The sequence below is a fragment of the Alteromonas sp. AWQ4_252 genome (assembly GCF_056158205.1).
Window position 1 is genome coordinate 2,501,859 of the sequence record NZ_JBSWSV010000001.1, and the last position, 24,504, is coordinate 2,526,362.

At 45.6% G+C, this 24,504-nt stretch carries 21 protein-coding genes; 11 read left to right on the forward strand and 10 right to left on the reverse strand.

What is annotated here, in order from left to right; translation table 11 throughout:
- Nucleotides 1-7 precede the first annotated feature (7 nt).
- The 4 genes from trpCF to ACXACM_RS11165 are packed head-to-tail and all read right to left on the reverse strand — an operon-like array spanning nucleotide 8 to nucleotide 4,630.
- Nucleotides 8-1,405, reverse strand: a complete 1,398-nt coding sequence (trpCF, locus tag ACXACM_RS11150) for a bifunctional indole-3-glycerol-phosphate synthase TrpC/phosphoribosylanthranilate isomerase TrpF (RefSeq protein ID WP_474821756.1) — start codon at nucleotides 1,403-1,405, stop codon at nucleotides 8-10.
- Nucleotides 1,398-2,432, reverse strand: coding sequence for an anthranilate phosphoribosyltransferase (gene trpD / locus ACXACM_RS11155; protein ID WP_474821757.1), 1,035 nt, complete (start codon nucleotides 2,430-2,432; stop codon nucleotides 1,398-1,400). The genes trpCF and trpD overlap by 8 nt, the downstream gene beginning before the upstream one ends.
- Nucleotides 2,425-3,039 carry an aminodeoxychorismate/anthranilate synthase component II gene (locus ACXACM_RS11160; RefSeq protein WP_474821758.1) on the reverse strand — a complete coding sequence of 205 codons (615 nt, stop codon included), beginning with the start codon at nucleotides 3,037-3,039 and terminating at the stop codon, nucleotides 2,425-2,427. Before ACXACM_RS11160 ends, trpD begins: the two co-directional genes overlap by 8 nt.
- 1 nt (nucleotide 3,040) lies before the next feature.
- Nucleotides 3,041-4,630, reverse strand: a complete 1,590-nt coding sequence (locus tag ACXACM_RS11165; RefSeq protein ID WP_474821759.1) for an anthranilate synthase component 1 — start codon at nucleotides 4,628-4,630, stop codon at nucleotides 3,041-3,043.
- Between the two features lie 266 nt (nucleotides 4,631-4,896).
- Here ACXACM_RS11165 and ACXACM_RS11170 point away from each other — a divergent pair, with 266 nt between their 5' ends.
- Genes ACXACM_RS11170 through rluB form a run of 5 tightly spaced genes read left to right on the forward strand, consistent with a single transcriptional unit; the run spans nucleotide 4,897 to nucleotide 8,728 of the window.
- On the forward strand, nucleotides 4,897-5,736 hold the full coding sequence (locus ACXACM_RS11170; RefSeq protein WP_474821761.1) for a PHP domain-containing protein: 840 nt from the start codon (nucleotides 4,897-4,899) through the stop codon (nucleotides 5,734-5,736).
- 17 nt (nucleotides 5,737-5,753) lie between these two features.
- Nucleotides 5,754-6,374: an L-threonylcarbamoyladenylate synthase gene (locus tag ACXACM_RS11175; RefSeq protein ID WP_474821762.1), complete on the forward strand. Its 621-nt coding sequence runs from the start codon at nucleotides 5,754-5,756 to the stop codon at nucleotides 6,372-6,374.
- A gap of 12 nt (nucleotides 6,375-6,386) precedes the next feature.
- The gene (locus ACXACM_RS11180) at nucleotides 6,387-7,235 is read left to right on the forward strand and encodes a segregation and condensation protein A (RefSeq protein WP_474821763.1); all 849 of its coding nucleotides are present in this window, start codon (nucleotides 6,387-6,389) and stop codon (nucleotides 7,233-7,235) included.
- Complete coding sequence (gene scpB / locus ACXACM_RS11185; protein ID WP_474821765.1) at nucleotides 7,219-7,845, forward strand: SMC-Scp complex subunit ScpB; 627 nt, start codon at nucleotides 7,219-7,221, stop codon at nucleotides 7,843-7,845. Before ACXACM_RS11180 ends, scpB begins: the two co-directional genes overlap by 17 nt.
- Before the next feature lies 1 nt (nucleotide 7,846).
- Nucleotides 7,847-8,728, forward strand: coding sequence for a 23S rRNA pseudouridine(2605) synthase RluB (gene rluB / locus ACXACM_RS11190; protein ID WP_474821766.1), 882 nt, complete (start codon nucleotides 7,847-7,849; stop codon nucleotides 8,726-8,728).
- Here rluB and ACXACM_RS11195 read toward each other — a convergent pair.
- Complete coding sequence (locus ACXACM_RS11195; RefSeq protein ID WP_474821767.1) at nucleotides 8,707-9,492, reverse strand: type 2 periplasmic-binding domain-containing protein; 786 nt, start codon at nucleotides 9,490-9,492, stop codon at nucleotides 8,707-8,709. The genes rluB and ACXACM_RS11195 overlap by 22 nt on opposite strands.
- 326 nt (nucleotides 9,493-9,818) lie before the next feature.
- Here ACXACM_RS11195 and dkgB point away from each other — a divergent pair, with 326 nt between their 5' ends.
- From dkgB to ACXACM_RS11215, 4 genes are all read left to right on the forward strand, one after another.
- A complete protein-coding gene (dkgB, locus tag ACXACM_RS11200) occupies nucleotides 9,819-10,622 on the forward strand; it encodes a 2,5-didehydrogluconate reductase DkgB (RefSeq protein WP_474821769.1) in 804 nt (267 codons plus the stop codon).
- An 84-nt stretch (nucleotides 10,623-10,706) separates the two neighbouring features.
- Nucleotides 10,707-11,999 carry a DUF445 domain-containing protein gene (locus ACXACM_RS11205; RefSeq protein ID WP_474821770.1) on the forward strand — a complete coding sequence of 431 codons (1,293 nt, stop codon included), beginning with the start codon at nucleotides 10,707-10,709 and terminating at the stop codon, nucleotides 11,997-11,999.
- Nucleotides 12,000-12,098: 99 nt separating this feature from the next.
- Nucleotides 12,099-12,545 carry a DUF3859 domain-containing protein gene (locus tag ACXACM_RS11210; protein ID WP_474821771.1) on the forward strand — a complete coding sequence of 149 codons (447 nt, stop codon included), beginning with the start codon at nucleotides 12,099-12,101 and terminating at the stop codon, nucleotides 12,543-12,545.
- Between the two features lie 91 nt (nucleotides 12,546-12,636).
- Nucleotides 12,637-13,818: an endonuclease/exonuclease/phosphatase family protein gene (locus ACXACM_RS11215; RefSeq protein ID WP_474821772.1), complete on the forward strand. Its 1,182-nt coding sequence runs from the start codon at nucleotides 12,637-12,639 to the stop codon at nucleotides 13,816-13,818.
- A 62-nt stretch (nucleotides 13,819-13,880) separates the two neighbouring features.
- Here the strand turns inward: ACXACM_RS11215 and ACXACM_RS11220 are convergent, their stop codons facing one another.
- Entirely contained in the window at nucleotides 13,881-14,240 is a 360-nt protein-coding gene (locus ACXACM_RS11220) for an outer membrane protein assembly factor BamE (RefSeq protein ID WP_474821774.1), read from the reverse strand.
- 238 nt (nucleotides 14,241-14,478) lie between these two features.
- Between ACXACM_RS11220 and ACXACM_RS11225 the strand changes: the two genes are divergently transcribed.
- Both ACXACM_RS11225 and ACXACM_RS11230 read left to right on the forward strand, forming a co-directional pair.
- Nucleotides 14,479-16,263, forward strand: coding sequence for a diguanylate cyclase domain-containing protein (locus tag ACXACM_RS11225; RefSeq protein ID WP_474821775.1), 1,785 nt, complete (start codon nucleotides 14,479-14,481; stop codon nucleotides 16,261-16,263).
- A 253-nt stretch (nucleotides 16,264-16,516) separates the two neighbouring features.
- Nucleotides 16,517-18,757, forward strand: a complete 2,241-nt coding sequence (locus tag ACXACM_RS11230; RefSeq protein WP_474821776.1) for an alginate lyase family protein — start codon at nucleotides 16,517-16,519, stop codon at nucleotides 18,755-18,757.
- A 96-nt stretch (nucleotides 18,758-18,853) separates the two neighbouring features.
- Here ACXACM_RS11230 and recN read toward each other — a convergent pair whose 3' ends face one another.
- From recN to ACXACM_RS11250, 4 genes are all read right to left on the reverse strand, one after another.
- Nucleotides 18,854-20,536 carry a DNA repair protein RecN gene (gene recN, locus ACXACM_RS11235; protein WP_474821777.1) on the reverse strand — a complete coding sequence of 561 codons (1,683 nt, stop codon included), beginning with the start codon at nucleotides 20,534-20,536 and terminating at the stop codon, nucleotides 18,854-18,856.
- Nucleotides 20,537-20,804: 268 nt separating this feature from the next.
- Nucleotides 20,805-21,665, reverse strand: coding sequence for an alpha/beta fold hydrolase (locus ACXACM_RS11240; RefSeq protein WP_474821778.1), 861 nt, complete (start codon nucleotides 21,663-21,665; stop codon nucleotides 20,805-20,807).
- Nucleotides 21,666-21,702: 37 nt separating this feature from the next.
- Nucleotides 21,703-22,803, reverse strand: coding sequence for an NAD(P)-dependent alcohol dehydrogenase (locus ACXACM_RS11245; RefSeq protein ID WP_474821780.1), 1,101 nt, complete (start codon nucleotides 22,801-22,803; stop codon nucleotides 21,703-21,705).
- Between the two features lie 122 nt (nucleotides 22,804-22,925).
- A complete protein-coding gene (locus ACXACM_RS11250; protein WP_474821781.1) occupies nucleotides 22,926-24,386 on the reverse strand; it encodes a benzaldehyde dehydrogenase in 1,461 nt (486 codons plus the stop codon).
- Nucleotides 24,387-24,504: the final 118 nt, after the last annotated feature.

Below are 24,504 nucleotides of genomic sequence, written 5' to 3' on the forward strand. Positions count from 1 at the left end.
TGTTGCGTTAATAATGCCGCGCTATAGAAAACAGCGCAGCCAGCTTTTCAGCAGATTTTTGACCTGGTGCGTCTTCTACACCAGAATTCACATCGACAGTACCGGCACCCGTATTAAGTGCATCGACAAAGTTTTCCGTATTAATGCCACCGGCAATAATCAGCTTTTCTTTGTTTTCAATGTCTTTGAGCAATTGCCAGTTAAAAGCCTGGCCAGTACCGCCTTTTTCTTTACCCACCTGGCAATCGAGTAAAACTCTATCTACGAGATCGTCATTCAGGGTTTCGGTGATGGTGTCTGGCAGGTTGCCAGATACTCCAACGGCCTGCCAAATCTGACATCCTGCAGGTAATTGCTGACGTAAAATTTGCCGATAAGTTGCATCTTCGTCACCGTGAAGCTGAACAGCGTATAGAGACAGGTCGTTTGCAATGTCTGCAACTATGTCAGTGGCTTGATTAACAAATACACCAACATAACGCCCCGGTACTGACTCGACGATGGTTGTTGCAGCGGCTAAAGATACACAGCGTTTGGACTTTTCTGCGAAGATCAATCCGCCGTAATTGGCACCTTGTGCGAACGCGGCTTGGGCGTCTTCTTTTCTGGTTAGGCCGCATACTTTGATGTCGCCGTAAACCAGGCCTTTTACCGCAGCCTCAAGATCACTTTGTGCCATCAGCGCGCTGCCCACTAAGAACCCTTGACACAAGGGAGCAAGACGACGCACGTCCTGGTTGGTGTAAATACCTGATTCAGAAATAACCACATAATCGTGGGTTGCATTATCAAGTAGCGGCACCAGCTTTTCTGTGGTGGCTAAATTGGTCGATAAATCGCGAAGATCCCGGTTATTAATTCCGATGATTTTAGCTTTCAGTGCAATGGCCCGATGTATTTCCTCTTCGTTGCTCACTTCGGTAAGGACGTCGAGGGAAAGGGTGTCAGCAAGGGCTGATAAAATACGATATTGCTCATCGTCCAACACACTTAACATAAGTAAAATAGCGTCAGCTTGATAATACCTTGCTAAGTACACCTGATATTCATTGACGAAAAAATCTTTGTTAAGTACCGGTTGAGGTACTCGGGCGGTCACATAGGCCAGGTAATCGTAGCTGCCCTGAAAGTATTTCTTATCTGTGAGTACCGAGATGCCAGCCGCGAAAGGTGTATAGGCATTGAGTATTTCATCAAGGTCAAACTCCGGACGAATGAGCCCTTTTGATGGCGACGCTTTCTTACACTCAAAAATAAAACCGGCATTTTCTTCGCTAAGCGCTTTGAATAAACTTTTGGTCGATGGCGTGAGGGTGTCGACAAACGATGCCAACGGCATCTCTGCCATTAGGGTTTCCAGTTCAACGTGTTTGTCGGCGACAATCTTCGCTAACACATTACTCATCGATGTTACTCTCCTGATGACTGATTGTGGCCGCTTTTTTCAAAACAGAAAGCGGGTTGCCCTTATTCATTGATTCCATTGCCATTTCAGCTCCTTCTTTGAATGTCGCGACTTTGTCAGTGAGCTTCAACAAGGCTGCACAATTCATAGCAATTGCGGCGCGATGAGCTTCTTCCCCTTCACCGGCAAGGGCAGCTTCTATCATCTTGCGATTATCTTCAGGTTCGCCCCCTTCAATGGCGCTTAACGGGTAGGAAGGTAAACCAAAATCTTCTGCTGAAACAGTAAACTTGCGCAAATCACCGTGTTCCAAATCTACAATTTGTGACTCGCCGTGCAAGGCAAGCTCATCCAGGCCGTCGCCGTGAACAATCATAGCTCTGTGCTGGCCAAGCAGCATAAGGGTTTGCGCGTAGGAATCAAGTAGGTGAGGGGAGTAAACGCCGAACAAACCATGCGTCGGGCCAGCTGGATTGGCCAATGGACCGAGAATATTAAATATTGTTCGGGTTTTCAAAAGCTGACGGATGGGAGCGGCGTGACGCATACCTGCGTGATATACGGGGGCAAACAAAAAACAGAAATTCGCGTCATCAAGGCATTGTCTGGCAACATCAGGAGTGATGTCGAGTTTAAGGCCGAATTCGCGAAATAAATCTGCTGAGCCTGAGCGACTACTCACACTTCGATTGCCGTGTTTTGCTACTTTCACGCCACAACTTGCCGCAACCACACCAGCTGCACTGGATATATTTATAGTGTTGTGGCCGTCGCCACCGGTACCGACGATGTCGGCAAACGGGTAGTCTGGTGTGGGAAAGGGCTGAGCATTTGACACCATTGCACTGGCCGCACCGGCAATTTCATTCGGCGATTCGCCATTGAGTTTCAGTGCCGTCAAAATAGTCGCCAGTATTGCTTCCGGCTGTTCACCGCGCATAATGCTGTTGAACAGAGCAAATGACTGAGCCTGACTCAAGTGCTGTTTGTCAAAAAGTTTTTCAAGTAAAAGAGACGCATCAAACATCAGCTGGCTCCTCGTTCGTTAAATAATGAATACTTTGCAGTAAAAGACGGCTGCCTTCTGCGGTCAGTATGGATTCCGGATGAAACTGAAAGCCTAGCATTCTATCTGCTTCGTGATACACCGCCATGGTGGTGTCGCCAAAATGTGCGATGGGGTTGAGCCCTTCTGGCAATGATGTGGCCGCCAACGAGTGATAACGGGCTACATGCAGGGGTTGGGGTAAACCCGCAAACATGGCTTCACCAGTGTGGGTAATGGCAGAGGACTTGCCGTGCATAACTTCTGCAGCACGATCTACAATGCCACCATAGTGGTGAACAATGGCCTGATGACCAAGGCAAATACCCAATACTGGAAAAGTGCCTTGCACTTTCGCAAGAAGTGCAGGCATGCAGCCAGCTTCATGGGGCGCACCAGGTCCCGGGCTAAGCAGTAACAGAACCGGTGCTTTTTTTGCTTCTTCCTGCATGCGAGTGTAAAGCAACTCAGCATCCACAGTGTTTCGGTACACAATAATATGTAAGTTCAGCGCCCGAAGTTCGTCTACCAGGTTATAGGTAAACGAATCGACGTTATCCAACAGAAAAACCGTAATGTTGTCACGCATATTATTCTCCTGGCGTTAGTGAACGTTTAACAGCATTAATCACGGCCTGGGCTTTGGCGCGGGTTTCGTCAGCCTCAGATTGCGGGTCAGAATCGTAAACCACGCCCGCGCCCGCCTGGATGTATGCGCGGCCGTTTTTTACGTAGGCAGAACGAATAACAATACAAGTATCCATGTCACCGTTACTGTTGAGGTAGCCTACAGCGCCGCCATAACTCCCCCGGCGCTTCTGCTCTACTTGCCGTATAAGGTTGGCAGCACTGACTTTCGGCGCGCCTACTAACGTCCCCATATTCATGCACGCCTGATAGGCGTGAAGGGCGTCAAGATCGTGTCTAAGCTGGCCGACAACTCTGGAGACCAGGTGCATAACATGAGAATAGCGATCGACCTTGAGCAAATCTTTCACAAACCGTGTGCCTGGCTCACTCACTTTTGCCACATCATTTCTGGCTAAGTCCACTAACATAATGTGCTCCGCTTTTTCTTTACTGTCTTCGCGAAGGTTGAGCTCGAGACGGCTATCTAGATCGGCGTCGATGTCGCCATTCGGACGTTTACCCCGAGGGCGTGTGCCAGCAATAGGGTAGATTTCTACCTGGTTGCTTTGTGTTTCATATTTTATGGCTGACTCGGGAGATGCGCCGAATATTGTGAAGTCAACATCCTGCATATAAAACATGTAGGGGCTGGGGTTACTAACTTTTAGCTGAGCGTATGCAGCAAGCGGGTTGTGACAAGGAAGCGAAAATGTGCGTGAAGGAACAACCTGAAAAATATCGCCGGAGAGAATGTGGGATTTCAGATTTATCACGTCGTCTATATATTGTTCATCGCTTTTGTCGATATCAATGTCTGTAGTGTCTGCCTGTGCGGTTGCCTTAAGTGGAGCTGCTTGAGGTATATGGTCAAGCTTTGCCTGCAGATCCTCCAAACGCTGAGCAACATCAAAATAGCTTTGAGCCACGTTGGCGCCACTGAATACACTGCCAATTAAATTGGTCTCCCTGGATTGATGATCTACCGTGAGTAGTGTCTCTGCCAGGTAGAAAACGTAATCTGGACAATCGTTCTCTCCGTCGGGTACATCGGGCAACACCTCGAAGGTAGCAAGTAAATCATAAGCAAACACACCTCCTAAAAAGACGGCATGGGGATGTTGTCTGATAGGGGTTATGTCACTCACCAGCAAGCGTAATGTGTCGAAAACGCTCGCTGCTTTCAGGCGGCTGTCCTCGTCAAGGCTGCTATCGGCATCATGACAGGTCAGGATCACTGAATTGTTTTCCCGCGTTATATCTGTACCAGCCGGGCAGTGGGATTCAATCAAAGGTAATACAGACTCACCATTTTTTGTCAGTGCTGTACAAATTACCTGATTGCCTTTACACACCAGACGCATGGCAGCGTCGACCATCAACAAACTTTGCAAATCATCCTTGCTGTCTATTTCTGCAGATTCCAGCAGCAGTGCATTAGCTTTGTTTGCACAAACGTGCGTAAATGCCGCTAGCGGGTCGTGAAGATACGTTCCCCGTTGTTCGATTGTTTCCACTTTACCTGGTTCAGTGCCCAGTTCTGCTAAACTCATTGTCGCATTCTCTCCCGCTGCGATTAAAAAAAAAGGCCCGTTAGACGGGCCTTTAATGTGTTCTTTTACGCACTCATGCATACACCGCCCGACATTACTGGGAGTGCCACCACCAAACAGCGTTGATTACAACAGAAACTGCAGATTGCTTTTGCATGTCTTCTCTCTAAATTCTTCGATAGGCATCGAAGGGGTAAGTACGTATAATATGCCCTATAGAAGAAAACAAAATTGAAGTTGTGTCAACCGGAAATTTGCATAAGACATTGAAAATAGATCTACACAGTCATACAAAACACTCAGACGGGCACCTTACACCAGAGGAACTTGTGCTTCGTGCCCATAACATGCAGGTGGATGTGCTGGCTATTACCGACCACGATACCGTGGCAGGCCTGCATGAAGCTCACAAAACACAATCTTGCCAGAAACGGGCTATGACCATCATCGACGGTGTTGAAATTTCCACAGCATGGCACGGTTTTGATATTCATATTGTTGGGCTCAACGTTCAGCGAGACGATGCATTCCTTCAGAAGTTTTTAGTCGAACAGACATCAATAAGATGCGAACGTGCGCTTAAAATAGGTAATAAGCTATCGAAGTGCGGGTTTGACGGTGTTACTGAAAAAGCGTTTTCTGCAGCTGGGGAAGGGCAGGTAACCCGGGCACATTTTGCCCGTATTCTGGTGAATGAATACGGCGTAAGCAGCATGGATAGCGCCTTTAAAAAATACCTCGGCAAAGGGAAGCGGGCAATGGTGAAAGCCGTTTGGCCAGGCATGGCTCCGGCAATAGAAGCTATTCATAAAGCGGGTGGGCAGGCTGTCCTGGCGCATCCTGCTCATTATGATATGACCGCGAAATGGCTTCGCAGGCTGGTTGCAGAATTTGCTACCTTAGGCGGCGATGCTATGGAAACCGCTTTTCCGGGAATAAGTTCGGATAAACAAGCACTTATTAATGAGTTGGCAGAAACACACCAGCTTTTAGCATCTGCTGGCTCTGATTTTCATTTTCCGTCCCGCTGGACAGAGCTGGGAAAAAACCTGGGCATTGCGTCGTCGCTTACGCCTATCTGGCACAACTGGGCAGTGTGTCAATAATCATCGAGGAAAAGGTTATGAGTCAGTTTTTTTATGTACACCCGGATAATCCTCAACAGCGTTTGCTCAATCAAGCTGCAGAACTTATTCGTCAGGGCGAAGTGGTGGTTTATCCCACTGACTCTGGCTATGCCATTGGTTGTCAAATGGAAGATAAGCGTGCTCTTGAGCGGCTTTGTCAGATACGGCAGATTGAGCAGGATCACAACTTCACGCTAATGTGTCGGGATATGTCTGAATTATCTTTTTACGCAAAAGTCGATAACAGTGCTTTTCGATTAATTAAAAACAATACCCCTGGACCGTACACATTTGTGTTTAAAGCTACTCGTGAAGTGCCCAGAAGGTTACAAAACCCCAAGCGCAAAACCATTGGTATTCGCGTGCCTGATAACATCATCGCATTAAAGCTTTTAGAAACATTAGATGCCCCGTTGATGTCTACGTCATTGATTTTACCTGGTAATGATATCGCAGAATCTGATCCTGATGATATTCGTGACAAGCTGGAAAAACAGGTTGGCCTCATCATACACGGCGGGTATTTAGGCGAAGATCCCACAACCATTATCGATTTTTCTGAGGGAACCGCCGAAGTAATTAGGGAAGGTAGCGGCGACCCAACGCCGTTTCTTTAAAATCGCGCAAGAATGTCTATGAGTGAAGTGGATAACGCACAAGAGCATGTAACACCCGAACCGGTGCAGCAGCCTTTGCCTTTGGCGTTTATCCACGGTGAAGCTCTCATAGAAAAACCGCAGGATCTGTTTATTCCACCGGATGCCCTTGAGGTCATTCTGGAAACGTTTGAAGGGCCTTTAGACTTACTGTTGTATCTAATTCGCAAACAGAAATTTGATATTACCGCATTGCCTGTTGCGGATATTACTGCCCAGTACATGGAATACGTTGAGGTAATGAAAAGCCTGAAACTGGAGTTGGCGGCTGAGTACTTACTTATGGCGGCCATTTTAGCAGAAATAAAATCTCGTCTGTTGTTGCCAAAGCGAAGCGATGATAACGATGAAGAAGAAGACCCAAGAGCGGAATTAATTCGTCGTCTGCGAGAATACGAAGCGGTTAAGGTTGCCGCGCAATCACTCGATACCCAGCCCCGATTAGAGCGGGACATTTTTGCAGTGAAAGCGGACGTGACCGAGAGCGTTGCCCCCATCAGGGTAGAACCTGAGGTTAGCTTACAGGAATTGGTTTTGGCGTTTAGTCATGCGATGAAACGCGCAGCAGCATTTGAGCATCATACCATTGAGCGTGAAGTACTAAGTACCCGGGAGAGAATGAGCCAGATCCTCTCCATGGTGAACAGCGACACCTACACACCGCTTGACGCTTTGTTCACGCTGGAGGAAGGTCGAGGTGGCGTGGTGGTATCGTTCTTAGCTATTCTTGAGCTCGTGAAAGAACAATTATTGTTGTGCGTTCAGGCAGGACCTTATTCGAGAATTCATGTAAAATTAGGCCAGCATGAAGAAAATCAATAAAGAACAGCTCAAGCAATTAGTCGAAGCCGCGCTGTTTGTGGCCGATGCGCCCATGTCTAAGCTTACACTCAGGGAAACCGTTTTATCGGATTTTCAGGTGAGCGAAAGGGCGCTTAATGACGTACTAAATACGCTTGTTCTGGACTATCAGCCCAGGGGCGTTCAACTGGTTGAAGTGGCTAGTGGTTACCGCTTTCAGTCTTTAGATAGTTTAAGCCCGTGGCTGAGCAAAATGTGGCAGGAGAATGCACCTCGATATTCCCGCGCCATGCTCGAAACGCTAGCACTTATAGCGTATCGACAGCCTATCACTCGTGGTGAGATAGAAGCCGTTCGCGGCGTTGCTGTAAGTAGTAATATTGTGCGTACGCTTACCGAACGAAACTGGATAAAAGTGGTGGGGTATAAAGAAGTGCCTGGCAGGCCTGCTTTGTACGCGACAACACGCCAGTTTTTAGATTATTTTTCGTTAAAATCTTTGGCCGATCTTCCCAGTTCTGATGTATTTGAGGCACTGGACGACCAAACTGAGCCGCCTGCGACGGCTACACTGGATGCACCGTCTGAAGATGACCGTGCGATTGAAACCGCTGAACAAAAGCGAGAATAAAATGAGTGAAAAATTGCAAAAAGTCCTGGCTAACCAGGGGTTAGGTTCTCGACGTGAAATGGAGCGATGGATCGAAGCCGGTCGCGTCTCAGTAGATGGTAAAATTGCCACGTTAGGAGATCGCGTAGAGCCATCAGCACAAATACGGGTCGATGGCCATTTATTGTCCCGCCAAACAGAGAAACCGGTCTGTCGCGTACTCATGTATAACAAGCCAGAAGGTGAATTGTGCAGCCGCCACGATCCTGAGGGCAGACCTACGGTGTTTGAACGCTTACCCTCTATAAAAATCGGACGCTGGATTGCAGTAGGTCGTCTGGATATCAATACCAGTGGTCTGTTGTTATTTACCAATGACGGCGAGCTCGCCAATCGACTGATGCATCCTCGTTGCGAAGTTGAAAGGGAATACGCAGCACGTGTCTTTGGTGAAGTGTCGGGTAAAACGCTCAGCAAGTTGAAAGCCGGCGTAGAGCTCGAAGACGGTATGGCGAAGTTTCTGGAGATCACACCTCGTGCTAAAGCGGCGGGTGATGATGAAAGTATGAACCGTTGGTACAACGTCACATTGGCCGAGGGAAAAAACAGGGAAGTACGTCGTCTCTGGGAATCCCAGGACGTGCAGGTTAGTCGCCTAATGCGGGTACGCTATGGCCCAGTTGAATTGCAAAAGCGTCTGCCGCAAGGTGCCTGGGTTGAACTGGGATTGGAAGATGTGAACAAATTGCGCAAATTGGTGCAGCTGTCAGATGAAGAACAGTCTTTGGTGGATGTAAAACAAGGAAAACTTGACCACGCGCGACTAACCCGGATGCGCCGTTCTGTGAAGAAGCACCGGGCGCGGCAAAACCACCAGAAGAATCAGTCTGCCAGTTCAGACTGACGCTTAACCGGTTGTCGCCCACAAGCTCTGGCGTTATCGATGTTATTTTTTCGCGCCACCTGCGCGATTAAACCTTGATGGGTCTTGATGAACATATCTAGTTTTTCGAGCATGGCCGGATAGTTTGTACTGGAAATGCGCAAACTACCTTTTTTATCAGCCAAAAACGTTGAAGGCACTAGCGTGTCTTCAGCGACACCCAAGTGCTGCAGGCCCCACTGTATTTGTTCCTTAGCTCCAAGAACGGCATCCACCTCTCCACTTACCACCGCGTTCACCAGGTCATTTTCATTCTGATACGTGACTATCTGAGTCAGGCCTTTGCGTTCCTGTTTCTTCCAGTCAGAGTGTAAGGGCATATTTTCTAAAGTACCAAGGCGTCTGACATCCGGCATTCTCATCCAGCTGTTTAGCGGCATGAAGCGCACTACTTCACATACGTTTACAATGGGTTGGCTGTAAAATAAGGTTTGTTGTGAGGCACTCCACCTCGGATGATCAGGAAAACGAAAGTCGATGGTATTGTCATTAAACCATCGACTAAACTTTTCATTTGGAAGGGAAACAAATTCAATACGAATACCTTCCTTAAGAGCAAACGCTTGCAGAACAGCTTCAACCACAGGATGATAGTGACGGCCAGTTATCGGCTGAACGAGTGGATCCTGATCAGCTTCTACCCCAATGTAAAAGGTGTCTTTTGCACTAACAAAAGAAGATAAACACGTTAGTACCAGGCAAAGTACCGCCCTTTGTAAACCCATAGGGTTGCCCTCGATAATCTGAATTTAACGACTAATAAAAATTGTATCAATCGCTATCAAACTGATCCGTCACTACAATTAAATAACTGTATCAAAACCTATACGCAATTGTCCTTGAAACCTGTTCTAGCGTTTTTAATCTTGTGAATGTAAGGGCTTTCTTGGTTTGTTGATACGAAGTGCAGGGTAAAAGTAAACTCAAAATCTTGTTTTTCCGTAGCTATGGACAGTTAGACCATGCCGACCTTTGCTGCAGCAACGCACCGCAAAGTTCAACACGTACTTGGGGGGAATCCCCATTTTTGTTTCAGTAACAGGAGGAAATTATGCAAACCATGCCGCAACTTGGCGTAGGTACTTTTAGACTCGAAGATGATGTGGCAAGGCAAACGGTAACCGATGCCCTCGAAGTAGGGTTCCGACATATAGACACCGCTCAATTCTACGGTAACGAGGAACAGGTGGGTGATGGTATTCAAACTGCCGGATTACCCCGAGAGTCACTTTTCGTTACCACAAAAGTATGGCATGAAAATTTAGATCAAGGCTCATTTATTCCTTCCGTTCACGAAAGCCTGAATAAATTGAAAATGGCCTATATCGACTTATTACTCATCCATTGGCCTTCACCGAATAGTCAGATCCCAATGTCCACATATTTGTCGCTTCTTAAGGAGGCAAAAGACGAGGGGCTCACACGACATATTGGCGTGTCTAATTTCACTATGGCGCAAATTGACGAAGCAGAGTCGATTCTGGGCAAAGGTGAAATACTGACAAATCAAATTGAATTACATCCTTTCATGCAAAACCGACAGTTGGTCGAGCATTGTAAGGAAAAAGGCATTTCTGTAACTGCGTATATGCCTTTTGCGGTTGGTAAGGTTATGCAGGACGAAACTTTAGTTGCCATTGCCCAAGCACACCAGTCTACACCAGCTCAGGTGGTGCTAGCATGGATGGATAAAAAGGGTATTCACACCATTCCGTCGTCCACTGACAAGTCGCATCTTAAAGATAATATTGCGTATACATCGGTAAACCTCACCGATGACGATATCGTTCGTATAGATGAACTGGATAACGGAGAGCGTATCGTCAACCCAGATTTCGCCCCAGATTGGGACTAGTTGTTATGTAAAGCTCATGGAGGAGCTTGCACTTTCTTTACCCGCCTCCATATAATTTTCATTACAATGTAAAATGAGTCATTCATGCACAGGGATAAACCAAAGCAACTCGCCCGAGCAAAACGCATTGCGACCTCCTGGCTGGTTGGTGCTGCATTGCTGTTTGTATTACTCACCGTTGCCGAAACCAAACAGTGGCTTGCTCCATGGCCTTTTTGGGCTGGCATGCTAAAAATGGCAACAGAAGCTGCGCTCATCGGTGGTTTGGCAGATTGGTTTGCCGTTACTGCACTTTTTAAACCCATTCCCGCTCACTGGCCAATACCCCACACTAATATTGTCGCTCGAAACAAAGCGGCTGTAGCCGCCAACCTTTCTGATTTCGTCAAAGAGAAATTTTTTAATGATACCGCTATTCAGCGGCTAATACGGGAAAGTCGCCCTGCTCAGGGGGTTGCTAGCTGGCTGCAAGTGCCAGAAAACAGCAGACGGGTATCCCATTTTATTTCAGGTATGATGGCGGGTGTAGTCCGGGTTTTCGATGACAAACCGGTACAAAAGCTAATGCTAAACGGCGTGCAAAGGGCATTTCGAAACGTTGACCTTTCACCCGTTGCTGCGGGCACCTTGCGGGTGCTGACAAGCGAACAACGCCATCAGGAGGTACTTGATCAGATTTTGCTCAAGGTCGCTGAATTAGCCCAGCGGTCAGAGAGTGAAGCATACATTGCTGGCAAACTGCATGGATGGTTGAAACTGGAGTATCGCAGGCTTGAAAAAGTGCTGCCGTCTGAATGGATCAGTGAGAAGGGGGCGCATATTGCGTCTAAAGCCTTGGTGAGCTTGCTCTCGGACATAGCTCACGACAAAGCTCACCCGGTTAGAGAAAGCGTTGACAGTTACTTACACTCCTTCATTGCAAGGATGGAAAACGACCCGGTAATGGACGCTAAACTCGGTGAATTACGCGAAAAGTTCCTGGAGAATGAAAAACTGCAACATTATCTGCTTACCGTCTGGCAAGACGTGAAAACCTGGTTACTCAATGACGTGACATCAGAAAATGGTAAGCTGAAGGAAAAATTAGCCCATGCCCTGGAGGAAACCGGGCGGACAATTGGCTCTGATGCAACCCTTGCCCAGGCTGTCAACGGACATATTTCAGGCGCCGCCCGTTATGTTGCACCAGCCATGGCAGATTTTCTTACAGATCATATCCGCAAGACTATTTTGGCGTGGGATGACAAGCAAATGGCTGAGCAAATCGAATTAAATATCGGTAAAGATCTACAAAAAGTAAGAATTAACGGCACCCTTGTAGGAGGGGCCATCGGCGCAGTATTGTTTGTCATTGAGCAGGGTATTTCCTATCTTTAAGAGACAGCTGCAGCAAGTTCAGTAGTTTTGGTATTCCACATAACGCCATTTAAGGTGATTTTTGATATTCTATCGAAAACGTTATTTTAGGACCATTTCGTGGCAAAGCGACAGCCCATTGTAGACATTCTTACTTATGGGATTTATTCAAAATGGAATGCTGAAGAGAAGGCATTACCAAAAATACAAACGTTTACCTTAGACGTCCCGCTTGAGGTAGACATCGAATTTGGGTTCACTGTTAATATAAAACGTGCGAAAAATCATAAGGTTCACTACTGTATTTATCACCCCGACATTCCTGATAAAAAAGGTAATCCCATGCCACCATTCACCGGTGAAGAATACGTGCGCACTAACGACTGGGATTTTTATCTCGGCGACACGCTGTGGGAACCCCTTGAAGACAAAGTGGGTGATTGGCGAATGACACTGTCGTTAGAAAACAAACTCATTGCTGACAAAACGTTTACCGTCGAACCTGATGAGCCTTATGAAGGGGCGCAGTTTTGGCGCAGAGGAAAGCCGAAACTGCGAAGAACCTAAACACAATGGCCTTCAAAGGCTGTTTGCAACACTTTCAGCGAGCGCTTTTGCTCTAAAAAATAGAAAAACAAATTAGGAATAAACGAAAAGAATGAAAAAAAGATTTTTTATCGGCTGGTGTCTGGCTACGTTGTTTGTCGCAGGGTGTGCAGAAGAGCAAGAGCCAATACTGAGAGTGGCAACATTCAATGTGAGTATGGAAGCCAACAACTATAAAGATGTGAGTGAAACACCAGGCCCCCAAGTGCTTGAAGCGGTATTAGCGTCAGGTGAACACCCTCAGGTTAAAAACATTGCTGAAATTATCCAAAGGATAAACCCGGATATTATTTTACTTAACGAGTTTGATTATATTCCTGATGTATCAAAAGGGGTCAAAAAGTTCGTGTCTGATTACCTTCACGTAAGCCAACAAGGGCAAAAGCCTGTGAATTACCCCTATGTGTACATTTCGCCAGTTAATACGGGTGAGCCCACGCCATTCGACCTCGACAACAACGGCAAAGAAGAAAGTGTAGGAGGGGATGCCTACGGGTATGGACTTTATCCCGGTCAATACGGAATGGCACTGCTATCGAAATATCCCATTGACGTTGACAATGTACACACACTTACTGCGTTTAAATGGCGTGATATGCCAGATGCTTTGACTATCTTTGACCCTGATACCGGGCAGCCTTGGTATGATGAGGCAGAGTGGGCTTCGGTGCGGCTAAGCTCCAAATCTCACTGGGATATTCCTGTAAAGGTGAACGGTCAGACAGTGCATATTTTAGCGATGCATCCTACACCGCCTACTTTCGACGGTCCGGAAGATCGAAATGGCAAACGAAACGCAGATGAAATTCGTTTGATGGCAGATTATTTATCACCCTATAAAGGCCAGTATATTTATGATGATAACAATAAGGCCGCAGGTCTTACTGAGGAAAGTCGATTTGTGCTGGTGGGAGATTTTAACGCTGCTGATATTGGTGACAAACATCGTCCTGACGTCATTGAGCAACTCACGAAAAATCCATTGGTTAACAGTAGCCTGATACCTGAAAGTGAGGGAGGAGCGGAAGCCTTCGAAGAGTCATTCAGCAGTCGGTATACTGCATACTGGGGAGCGAGAGCTGATTACGTATTACCGTCTTCATATGGTATGGTACCTAAAGAGGGCGGTGTGTTTTGGCCTAAACCAGAAGATGCGTTGTATCGTTTAGTTGCAGATAGAAAAGCAAGTTCAGACCACCGACTAGTCTGGCTGGATATAACACTTATCGATTAATCGAGCGGGCGTTGGAAGTTCATCGCCCGTATAAACAGCAGAAACAACTGCTCGAAGAAAACTTATTGGTCCAGTGGTGTGTTGAAATCTTCAGATAATTCAAAGTCACCCGTCACGGCGGATAACTTGTTTTCACTATCAAAAGTCATGACTAGTTGCTTTTGGAAATCTTTGCCTCGTTTTTCCATGCCTCTTTTCATGTCGTACACATAGTACCAGGTATCCTTGTCAAAAGAGTCTTGTACCATTGGATGGCCCAATACATAGATAACCTGTTCCTTCGTCATACCTACTCTTAATTTCTTCACATCCCTCTCATCGAGAAAGTTGCCTTGGGGAACGTCTATGCGATAAATCCAGTTAGAGCAGGCAGTAGAAAAAAGAACAGCGATTAACAAAATGGCAGATTGATACAGCTTCATGGGTGAATTTATCCAGTTGTGCTTAATTTTAGTGTCGTGCATGACATGAAGAGGATTTTCTCTTCTCTATTATTGTCGCGAAAAACTACGCGAGAGCATGCTACCCAATCACCTATGACCAATCAACTGCTTATTAGTTCGATTCTGCACTTTGTACTAGCGCTTTTTTGTTTGCGTACGTAAACTGTTCAATATTCCAACTGCCCAGGCACCGATTAATGAGAGTACTCCCCTTCACATGGCTGTGAATACAGAGAAAGTCATCAGGATCACCTTTTTATTTCTGCTACTTTTAACATCCCACCTTGCTGTGGCTGATGAAGCGCGACCTGTTGCTTTAGAAGAAAAACGGCTCAGTGCAGACAATACCGACCATACAGATCCTTCTTCGTTGATTAAACTTGGTGAAGTGTATTTGTACCAAGAGCCAAGCCAGGCCCGAGAGCTTGCACTACAAGCCTTGTCATTCACTATTGAAGATGAAAAACTCCAGGCCCAAGCGTCAAGATTGGTGGGCATGGCAAATATGTATCTAGGTAAAAACGACGCTGCATTTATGTATTTGGCGAGAGCGCTCGATGCGGCCGAAGCCACCAATGACGCACATTTGCTATCCGTGAGCCACCGTTCAATAGGGGTTTATTACGAACTGATCGTTGATTACGACAACGCAGTTAAATACTACATAGAAGCAATAAAATTCGGAAAGCTAAGTAACAACATTACCGATCTGGCCATGGTCTACAACAATTTAGGCAATGTACTCAATTCGCAGGGGGATTACGCAGAAGCCGCAGAATACTTTGAACAAGCTGTAGCCATTCACAAAAACACCGACAACCATGAAATGGCAATGAATGCCAGTGTGGGCTTAGGTGTCTCATATTTAAAACTTCACTATTATGACAAGGCGCTAAAGCTCTTTAAGTCCATATTAGTGGATGGGAATCAGATTTACGATTTCACTTATAGCGAAGCAAGTGTAAACCTTGCCCACGTTTACCAGGCGCTCAGTAGACATGATGAAGCCATTGCTACCTATAAACACGTAATTGAAGATCCGCGCGGAGGTTCTTACCCCCAAGCGCTTGCAGCGGCGTATCTAGGACTTGCAAAATTGTATACAACCCTTGGTCAATTCAATGAAGCGATATCGCTTTACAGGAAAGGGATAGATAAGGTTAAAAACAAAACATCTGTGGAAAGTGAGATTGAACTGTATGAAAACCTTGCATTGCTGGAACTGAAGCTTGGCTTTTATGAAGAGGCGGCTAAAACGCAGGCTGAATATATCGCGCGGCGAAATACCATTCAGCCTGTTATACAGGCAGGCATGATAAAGGAATTGGAAGATAAGCTAACCTCGCAACAAGAACTGACGAGTTTGCAGGAAACTTTACTTCAACGAGAACGCGAAGCTAAACGTGCATCACTGTTTCTGTTCATGGTTATAGTAATATCGTTGTTGTGCGCGGTGTTATTTTTGACCCTCCGATTACGCCAGCAGAAATTGCTAAGGTTGGAACAAGCCAATGCTTCTTTATTGATTGCTTCTGAGACAGACCCACTTACTGGTATCGGCAACCGGCGCTTCCTTGAAAGAAGACTTATGGCCATGGGTTCAGACCATGGCAAACTGGCTTTTCTTTTGTTAGATGTCGACCATTTTAAAGAGCTTAACGACACCTATGGACATGATGTAGGGGACGACATCCTCGTGCTACTGGCTGGAAGATTAAAAGGTCTGTGCCGAAAAGCAGATGCTATTGCCAGAATAGGTGGGGAAGAATTTGTAATTTTGTTGGCTGATTCAAACGAAGCTGATTCGGTCCAGTTCGCTGAGCGTCTACGCAGTGATGTTGCTGATATAGTCACCCCATCGGGTGCTAGAACTACGGTCAGTATCGGTGTAGCCGTTGGCGATACCAATACAGCCAATTACGATGTATTGTATAAGCAGGCTGATATTGCCTTATATCAGGCGAAAGCCGAAGGACGAAATTGTGTACGTATTCACACATAGCAATATCACACCAACGCTCTGATTACTTTTATCGCTCAGATAATACCTGGTTGTTGTAATAAAACGCCAAAAATAGGATGCCTGAACAATAATTACTCTATAGCTCGTGAATTTTTTGACTATTACTTCCAACTCAAGCCCCATCTGATATTGTGTTCATCACAAATCGTCATTTTTAAATAACATTTTTTTACCCTACAACCGTTGTTATTTATTTTCACTAGTGGCGATTTGATAACAAGGAAATTAATAAATGAACATTAAAAAATTTAGTCTTACCATGCTTGCCATTGGTATAAGCATGTCGTCATTCCCAATCCAAGCGAACAATCACCCGAACCTTATTCTCACCGAGCAAGGTGTGGAACGAATGAGAGATAATTTAGGGCAGGTCCCCTTATTTGATAAGAGCCTGGCAGTTGTTAAGCAAGAGGTAGATGCTGAAATTGAACTGGGTATAGATACGCCAATTCCAAAGGATTTTTCAGGCGGATACACCCATCAGCGTCATAAACAAAACTTTTTTATAGCCCAAAAAGCGGGTGTGCTTTATCAAATATTGGAAGATGAAAAATACGCAAAGTATATTCGCGATATGCTGTTCCAATACGAAGCAATGTATAAGGGTTTACCGCTACATCCTCAAGAGCGGTCATACGCCAGAGGTAAGCTTTTCTGGCAATGTTTGAATGACAGCAATTGGCTGGTTTACATGAGTCAGGCTTATGATGCTATATACGATTATCTTTCTGCTCAGGAACGGCAAACGCTAGAGGATAATTTATTCCGCCCATTTGCCGATTTTATTTCGCTGGAAAATCCTCAGTTTTTTAACCGCGTCCACAATCATAGCACCTGGGGAATCGCAGCGGTTGGCATGATTGGCCTGGTGATGAATGACGAAGAACTTATTCAAAGAGCCTTGTACGGTATTGACAATGATGGTCTTGAGGTGGGGGGAACCGATAATGACGGTGGCACTATCAAGGTAGAGGGGCAGCGCAAAGGCTTTTTTGCCAACCTTGAAGAACCGTTCTCACCTGACGGTTATTACACAGAAGGGCCCTATTATCAGCGATATGCCATGTATCCGTTCCTCATTTTGGCGCTGGCTATGGAAAACAATCGACCAGACCTAAAAGTACTACAACACAAAGATAATGTGCTGCTTAAAGGCATTGATGCACTACTAAATTTATCCGATGCCGATGGCGAGTTCTTCCCACTCAATGATGCCCAAAAGGGCATGTCATATAAAAAAGCTTCTTTAGTAACTGCTGTTGATTTAGCCTATTTTTACGGTGAAAAAGATCCTCGATTACTCAGTGTTGTAGAGAAACAAGGCGAGGTTTTATTGCAGGAATCTGGTCTTGAAGCTGCGATGGCATTGCGAGATGGCAAGGCCGAGCCATTCGTGAAAAGTTCGGTAAATTTGAGTGATGGCCCAGATGGCGACCAGGGTGGTGTAGGTATTTTGCGGTATGGAGACGAAGAACTAACTTTGGTATTTAAATATGCTGCGCAAGGGTTAAGCCATGGGCATTACGATAAGCTATCTTTTTCTCTGTACGAACGAGGAGAAGAAGTTTTGCAAGACTACGGTCTGGCAAGGTTTGTCAATATAGGTCAAAAAGGTGGAGGAAACTACTTAAAAGAAAATACCACCTGGGCTAAAACGACAATCGCCCACAATACCCTCTCGGTGAATGGAAAAAAACACTTCGATGGTAAATACCAAGTCGCAAGCCAACATCACTCTGAGTTATTTTTCTTCGACGCTGAGAAGGATAACGTAAAAGTTGTCAGTGCTACGGAGGAGAATGCGTACCCGGGTATTTTCATGCATCGCACTATGGCAATGATAAAAGACGAAAACTTTGAAAAGCCGTTTGTGTTGGACATATTGCGGGTGAAGTCTGACGAGGACAATCAGTACGACTTGCCTTTTTACTACATGGGGCAGGTAATAGATAAAAACTTTACCTATCAATCGCCAGAGTCGCTTTCCCCATTCGGTGAAGACAATGGCTATCAGCACTTATTTGTTGAAGGCTTTGGTAAGGCTAACCCTGGTAACACCAAGTTTCAGTGGTTAGGAAGTGGTAAGTACTACACATTAACAACAACCACACGTGCTGAAGACGAGATATACCTAACACGAATTGGTGCCAATGATCCAGACTTTAATCTACGTCGGGATGCTGCCATTACGCTTAGGAGAAACGACACGGCGAACACTGTGTTTGTTTCTATTGTAGAGCCTCACGGTTCGTACAGCCCGGTTAGCGAATCGTCAATTAACTCCAGAAGTAGTATCGAGAAATTAACAGTGGTTCTTGATACCGAGGATTATACGGGGGTTTCTATTACTGATGTTAAAGGAGACACGCAACTGTTTATTGTCTCAAACAATAATAATAGCAACCTGGCAAAACACAGTGTGACCATTGAAGGTAACACTTACAGTTGGTCAGGCCCGTACTTTTATCAGTAGGCGTTATTAAAGTAACCTTACTGCTGGGAGCTTTCCCAATAATTCAAAGGCCTCATCAGAGGCCTTTGCTTTTATATCCTTTGACGTTGAATATCATCAGTTGTTTTCAGCACTTTGCAATAATTCTTTCGCGTTTGCCAACGCTGATTCTGTGACTTTGTCTCCGGCAAGTAAACGGGCTAACTCGTCAATTCTGTCCTGGCGGGTTAACGGTAGCATTTGCGTTTCTGTGGTATTGCCATCACTGTACTTAGTCACAAATAACTGATTGTGAGCCTGGGCGGCAACCTGAGGAAGGTGGGTAACGCACATTACCTGGCTTACGTTGCCGAGGCGGCGTAATAGTGCGCCAACAATCGCCGCCGTGGGCCCGCTAATACCGGTATCTACTTCATCGAATATCATGGTGGGTGTGGCTTGTTTATCACTGGTTAATACTTGTATCGCCAAACCTATGCGGGACAATTCTCCACCGGATACCACTTTTTCAAGCTTGTCTACACTTTGCCCTGGGTTTGTTGAGACCTGGAAGATAATGTCGTCCAGCCCATGGGCTGACGGCGTTTTATCAGCCTGATGATTCACTGCAATTGCCATAACAGCGTGGGGCATATTCATTTGTCTGATTTGCGTCTGTATAGCTGCTGCTAATTTTTCAGCACTCTTTGCTCGGGAACCAGATAAGGCTTCACACGCTGACAAGTAGTGGCTTTTTTCTTTTTCCACTTCATCAAGCAGCGATACCAGCCTGTCTTCGTCGTGACTTAAAGCGATGAACTCGGCAGACAATGAAAGGTGGTGTTCGTAAAGTGCTTCCGGTTTAACGCCGTGCTTTCTCGACAATTCCATTGCCTTGCTGTAACGGGTTTCGACCTGTTGGAGGCGCAAGGGGTCAATTTCAAGCTCATCGCAATAGCTTCGCAATTCTCTTGCGGCTTCCTCAACCTGAATAGACGCATCATTAAGTAATGCAATGATGGGGGTGAGAGCAGAATCATGGGCTTCTAGATCGATCAGTCTATCAAGTCCGTTCTGAATAATTGATAAGGCGTTGCCTTCGTCGTTTTCATACAAGTTATAAAAACTGGTTTGTGCTTGTTCCAGTAAAGCTTGCCCGTTACTCAATCTTCGGTGTTCGGTTTCTAACTCTGTAAATTCGCCATCTTCCAGAGCAAACTCATCGAGTTCCTGAACCTGATAGTTCAACAGCTGGTGTCTGTCTGCACGCATCTGTGCTTCTTCTTGCAACTGCTTTAATACTTTTTGTTTTTGCCGCCAACTGCGATAAGTGTCTGATACGTCTTTGAGCAGATCAGGGTGTGTGGCGTATTGGTCGACCAGATTGCGCTGATAATCTTCTTTTAATAGCTGCAAATGGGTATTTTGGCCATGAATAGCAATAACGTATTGACCAAACTGCTTAAGCTGCTGAAGAGAAACGGGGCAGCCATTGATAAAGGCTTTTGAGCGACCTTCACGGGATATAACCCTGCGAATGAAGCAGGTCTTTTCTTCTTCTTCAAGTAATTCCTGCTCTTCCAACCAGTTAAGGGCTAAGGGGTGTTTGCTGAGGTTGAAGTGGGCGATGATCTCAGCTTTACTGGCATCTTTACGCACAGAGCCTGCATCTGCTCGTTCGCCTAAACAAAGGCTTAGGGCATCAATAGCGATTGACTTCCCCGCACCGGTCTCGCCAGTGATGGCGGTCATTCCCGCTTCAAAGTTAACAGCGAGTTGTTTAACGACAGCGAAATTTTTGATTGAAAGCGTAACAAGCATGGGTCCACCGCAGTATGTTTATACAGTACTTGTAAATATATACAGTATCTTTGGGATGTAAAGTGAAATTAACTTGCATCTGAAGAAATCATCAATTTCCTAGCAAATTCGCACCTACGAAAGAATTCCTGGTAAGTACTGCATTGCTAGTAGGTCACTTTCACACTACATTGCACAGAACCGAGCTTGCTATAAAAATTACTTTAACATCACTATCCAGTACTTCACTAAGTGTTAAACTAATTTATCTCGATTCGTCTATTGCATGTTAACACGTCGAAACCTCCCTCCCATTGAGCCGTTGAACAATAGTGTCGTTAATCACATCAGGGCATTCAACTTGTGGCGTATGACCACATGAGTCTATGATATTAAGCGTTGAATTTTCGCAACATTGGTGCGCAGCAAAAGACGCTCGGAAGGGAATAACTTTATCGTTTCGTCCATGGATAAACGCAACAGGACAGTGAAGCTTTCTTAGTATTTTCAGGCTCTCGTTGACCAATTCTGGCCGTTGTCCACGTAGGTTGTTGATTATACGAACACCTTGTAAAAACCCTCGTTGCTTTTGTTTTTTTGACGTGTTGCGCTTAATCGCCGCCAATATCTCTGGGTTAATATCAATCGTATTGTCGAATATAGCATTTACCTGATTGGTATACGCCACCTCGCCCGGTGCGGTTATTAGTTCACCTAACAAAGGCAAACACATGATTCTAAACGGTACGGGTGAGTCTTTTGACAAGGTTGCAGCATTGAGTAAGAAAAGACTTCTTACTCTACGACCTGCTTTGTTTGCGATTCTAAGTGCAATAGCGCCACCCATAGAGTTACCTATTACACTAAAGGCTTTAACCTGTAGCTGATTCAGCAAGGCTAGCCCAAGCTCTGCAAACTCATCTAACGAGCTTAAAGGGGTTCCCTCTGATGACAACCCGTGTGCTGGGTAGTCCCACGCAATCACTCTCACCCCTTTTTTGGCAAGCAAGAATTGGTAAGTCCACAACTCTAGCGAAGCTCCAACACCAGTACAGCAAAAAAGAACTGGACCTTCGCCGCCAGAATCTTTGTATCGAATACTGTATCCTTTATGTTCAAATTGGTAAGTTTCGGGTGACTCTACATACATCGACCTACTTCCCTTGCTTGGTTCTTTTTAATACGCGCTATTCCCAGCAAATCACTGGTTTGATTGATACGCCGGTCTCGGTATCTTCAATTGCCTGATTAATGTGCTCAGGTGAATAAAACTTAATGAGTTTTTCAAAAGGAAACACGCCTTCGGCTTGCCAATCGATCATTTGCGGAATAAAGGTATGTGGGTTTACTGAGCCCTCAACAATGCCAATAAGGCTTCGACCACCGCTCATAAAATGAGTTTCGTTAAGCTTAATTTCTGCATCTGGGCCAGAAGCACCTAAAATTCCACAGCGGCCCATTGGCGCTAACGATTCAACAGCATCGCGAATAACCTCTGGGATCCCGGTAGTGTCGAGTGCGAAGTTTACGCCGTAACCAGTAATTTTAATTATCTCTTCTGAAGCTTTCGTCGAAAGGGGGTCAACAACGTGTGTAGCTCCCAGCTCTTGTGCCATTGCTGTTCGCTCTGGTTTGGTATCTACGGCGATAATTGAAGAGGCGCCAAGCAGTTTTGCTGTCATTATGGCCGAAAGTCCAACTGATCCTGTACCAAATACAACAACACTTGAACCAGCTTTTACTTGCAGCGCCTCATAAATCGCACCTGCGCCGGTTTGAATACCGCACGCCAATGGTGCTATTTCTTTCAAGTTTGCAGTCTGTGGCACTTTAACAGCGTTAGCTGTGTGACAAATAGCGTAGGTAGCGAAAGAAGATTGCCCAAAAAAGTTTCCATGTATAAGTTCGCCTTCTTGACTTAGCGCACTGGTGCCATCTTCTCTTTCGGCAAAAAAATTACGAGGGAAGAATTCATGACAATAGCTATAGGCCGATTCGTCACAGCTAGGGCAGTGATTACAGTAGTTAAATGTCATTACTACATGATCGCCAGGTTTCATATGGGTGACATTTTCACCCACTGACTCGACGATACCCGCACCTTCATGTCCTAACACAACCGGCATGGGAGTAGGAAGAAGTCCGGCTTTTACTACAAGGTCGGTGTGGCAAATACCTGTAGCGACAACTTTAACGCGAATCTCGTCTGCACGAGGTTCTTCTATTATAATTTGTTCTATTGATAATGGCTGAGAACTATCTCTGGCAATAGCGGCATTTATTTTCATCTTTTTCTACCTACCCTTACTTCGGTTCAACTCATTATTGAAATGAGTACATATAAAGTGGTCTAACATATGCTAAAGACAACATGTCGTTTAACGCGTTGACCTTAGTTCATAGGCTCACACTAGAATGGCTTCATTTGCGCCGTTCTCTTGACTGTTACCCACTGCCAATGTGTATATACCTCTAGGTCAGCAGGGCCGCATATAGCGCTACCATTTCCAGAGTTACCGCATCCGCCAAATGGGTTTACACACTCGTCATTCACAGTTTGATCGTTAATATGGAGAAGACCAACATTCAACGACTCGCCTATTGCATGAGCGCGAGCTAGATCATTTGAAATGACCGCACCCGCAAGACCATATTCACCGTGATTTGCTAACGATATTGCTTCCTCATCGGTTTTAAATGTTGTGATGTTGATTACTGGACCAAAGATTTCCTCTTCAAAGCTGCGCATTCCTGGTTGTACATTACTAAGTACAGTCGGAGAGTAGAATGTACCGTCGGCAACACCACCGGCTTCTAGCACAGCGCCTTGCGAAATAGAGTCGTCGACAATAGCACTCACTTTTGCAACTTGATTAGTGTTGATTAGCGGTCCGATAGCAACGGTTCCTGTAGCAGGGTCACCAACTGGGAGGTTTTTTGCTTTTTCAACGAGCTTTTCTTTTAAGGCGTCTGCAATTTTTTCGTGTACAAGTACGCGACCAGATGCCATACAAATTTGCCCTTGGTGCATGTAGCAGCCCCACGCAATGTTGCTTGCTGCTACGTCTAAATCGGCGTCTTCAAGCACTATTGTTGAACTCTTACCACCAAGTTCGAGTGATACTTTTTTCAAGTTTCTACCGCACGCTTCACCGACCTTTCTACCTGCGACTGTTGATCCGGTAAAACATACCAAGCCGATTTCCGGCGCTTCACATAGTGCTTGACCCGCTTCTACGCCACCAGGTATTACTTGGTAAACGCCTTTAGGTAAACCAGCATGCTCTAGTGCTAGGGCAAGGATAAGGCCACCTGCCAGAGGCGTTTGCGGATCAGGTTTTGATACGACGGCATTACCTGTTGCTAACGCTGGCGCCACAGAACGTGTACTTAATATCATAGGAAAATTAAAGGGTGATATTATTCCCACAACACCATGCGGTACCCTGCGAGCGTAAGACTCAGTTTCATGCTCGCTGGCAAGTTGCAGGCCTTTGGGTTGCATGGCGGTAGACGCTGCAAGTTTTAGCAATGTAATTGCTGAGTTTACCTCGTGTTGCCCCTTAGGAATAATGCCACCAGTTTCTCTAGCGACAATAACACTAATGTCTTCAAAATTTTCTTGCAGATAGTTGGCAGCTTTTAGAAAAATGTCTGCTTTTTCAGTTGGCGATACTTTTTTCCACGTTTGTTGCGCAGTGGCGGCTGTATTGGCTGCGGTTAGTACATCGTCCTTTGACACATTAGAAACTTTTGCTAGTTCATCACCGTTTCCTGGCTCAGTCACTGAGATTAAATCGCTACCGAGCGAAATCCAGTCACCATTAAAAGTGTTGTTTTGCCAAGGCTTATCAGACTCTAACCACGACATACAGATTTTCCTTTTATTGTAATGTGAATAATTTTGAAAGGTTGTTAATTCGAGTTTGATTGAGCAAAGCACATGCCAAATGTGTATTTGGGGTAAAAATCGTATGTATTATTGTTAA

Excerpts from the sequence above, each read along its gene's own strand:
- trpCF (WP_474821756.1), bottom strand. The coding sequence starts at position 1,405 with ATGAGTAATGTGTTAGCGAAGATTGTCGCCGACAAACACGTTGAACTG.
- trpD (WP_474821757.1), bottom strand. The coding sequence starts at position 2,432 with ATGTTTGATGCGTCTCTTTTACTTGAAAAACTTTTTGACAAACAGCAC.
- ACXACM_RS11160 (WP_474821758.1), bottom strand. The coding sequence starts at position 3,039 with ATGCGTGACAACATTACGGTTTTTCTGTTGGATAACGTCGATTCGTTT.
- ACXACM_RS11165 (WP_474821759.1), bottom strand. The coding sequence starts at position 4,630 with ATGAGTTTAGCAGAACTGGGCACTGAACCAGGTAAAGTGGAAACAATC.
- ACXACM_RS11175 (WP_474821762.1), top strand. The coding sequence starts at position 5,754 with ATGAGTCAGTTTTTTTATGTACACCCGGATAATCCTCAACAGCGTTTG.
- ACXACM_RS11180 (WP_474821763.1), top strand. The coding sequence starts at position 6,387 with ATGTCTATGAGTGAAGTGGATAACGCACAAGAGCATGTAACACCCGAA.
- scpB (WP_474821765.1), top strand. The coding sequence starts at position 7,219 with ATGAAGAAAATCAATAAAGAACAGCTCAAGCAATTAGTCGAAGCCGCG.
- rluB (WP_474821766.1), top strand. The coding sequence starts at position 7,847 with ATGAGTGAAAAATTGCAAAAAGTCCTGGCTAACCAGGGGTTAGGTTCT.
- ACXACM_RS11195 (WP_474821767.1), bottom strand. The coding sequence starts at position 9,492 with ATGGGTTTACAAAGGGCGGTACTTTGCCTGGTACTAACGTGTTTATCT.
- dkgB (WP_474821769.1), top strand. The coding sequence starts at position 9,819 with ATGCAAACCATGCCGCAACTTGGCGTAGGTACTTTTAGACTCGAAGAT.
- ACXACM_RS11205 (WP_474821770.1), top strand. The coding sequence starts at position 10,707 with ATGCACAGGGATAAACCAAAGCAACTCGCCCGAGCAAAACGCATTGCG.
- ACXACM_RS11215 (WP_474821772.1), top strand. The coding sequence starts at position 12,637 with ATGAAAAAAAGATTTTTTATCGGCTGGTGTCTGGCTACGTTGTTTGTC.
- ACXACM_RS11220 (WP_474821774.1), bottom strand. The coding sequence starts at position 14,240 with ATGAAGCTGTATCAATCTGCCATTTTGTTAATCGCTGTTCTTTTTTCT.
- ACXACM_RS11225 (WP_474821775.1), top strand. The coding sequence starts at position 14,479 with ATGGCTGTGAATACAGAGAAAGTCATCAGGATCACCTTTTTATTTCTG.
- ACXACM_RS11230 (WP_474821776.1), top strand. The coding sequence starts at position 16,517 with ATGAACATTAAAAAATTTAGTCTTACCATGCTTGCCATTGGTATAAGC.
- recN (WP_474821777.1), bottom strand. The coding sequence starts at position 20,536 with ATGCTTGTTACGCTTTCAATCAAAAATTTCGCTGTCGTTAAACAACTC.
- ACXACM_RS11240 (WP_474821778.1), bottom strand. The coding sequence starts at position 21,665 with ATGTATGTAGAGTCACCCGAAACTTACCAATTTGAACATAAAGGATAC.
- ACXACM_RS11245 (WP_474821780.1), bottom strand. The coding sequence starts at position 22,803 with ATGAAAATAAATGCCGCTATTGCCAGAGATAGTTCTCAGCCATTATCA.
- ACXACM_RS11250 (WP_474821781.1), bottom strand. The coding sequence starts at position 24,386 with ATGTCGTGGTTAGAGTCTGATAAGCCTTGGCAAAACAACACTTTTAAT.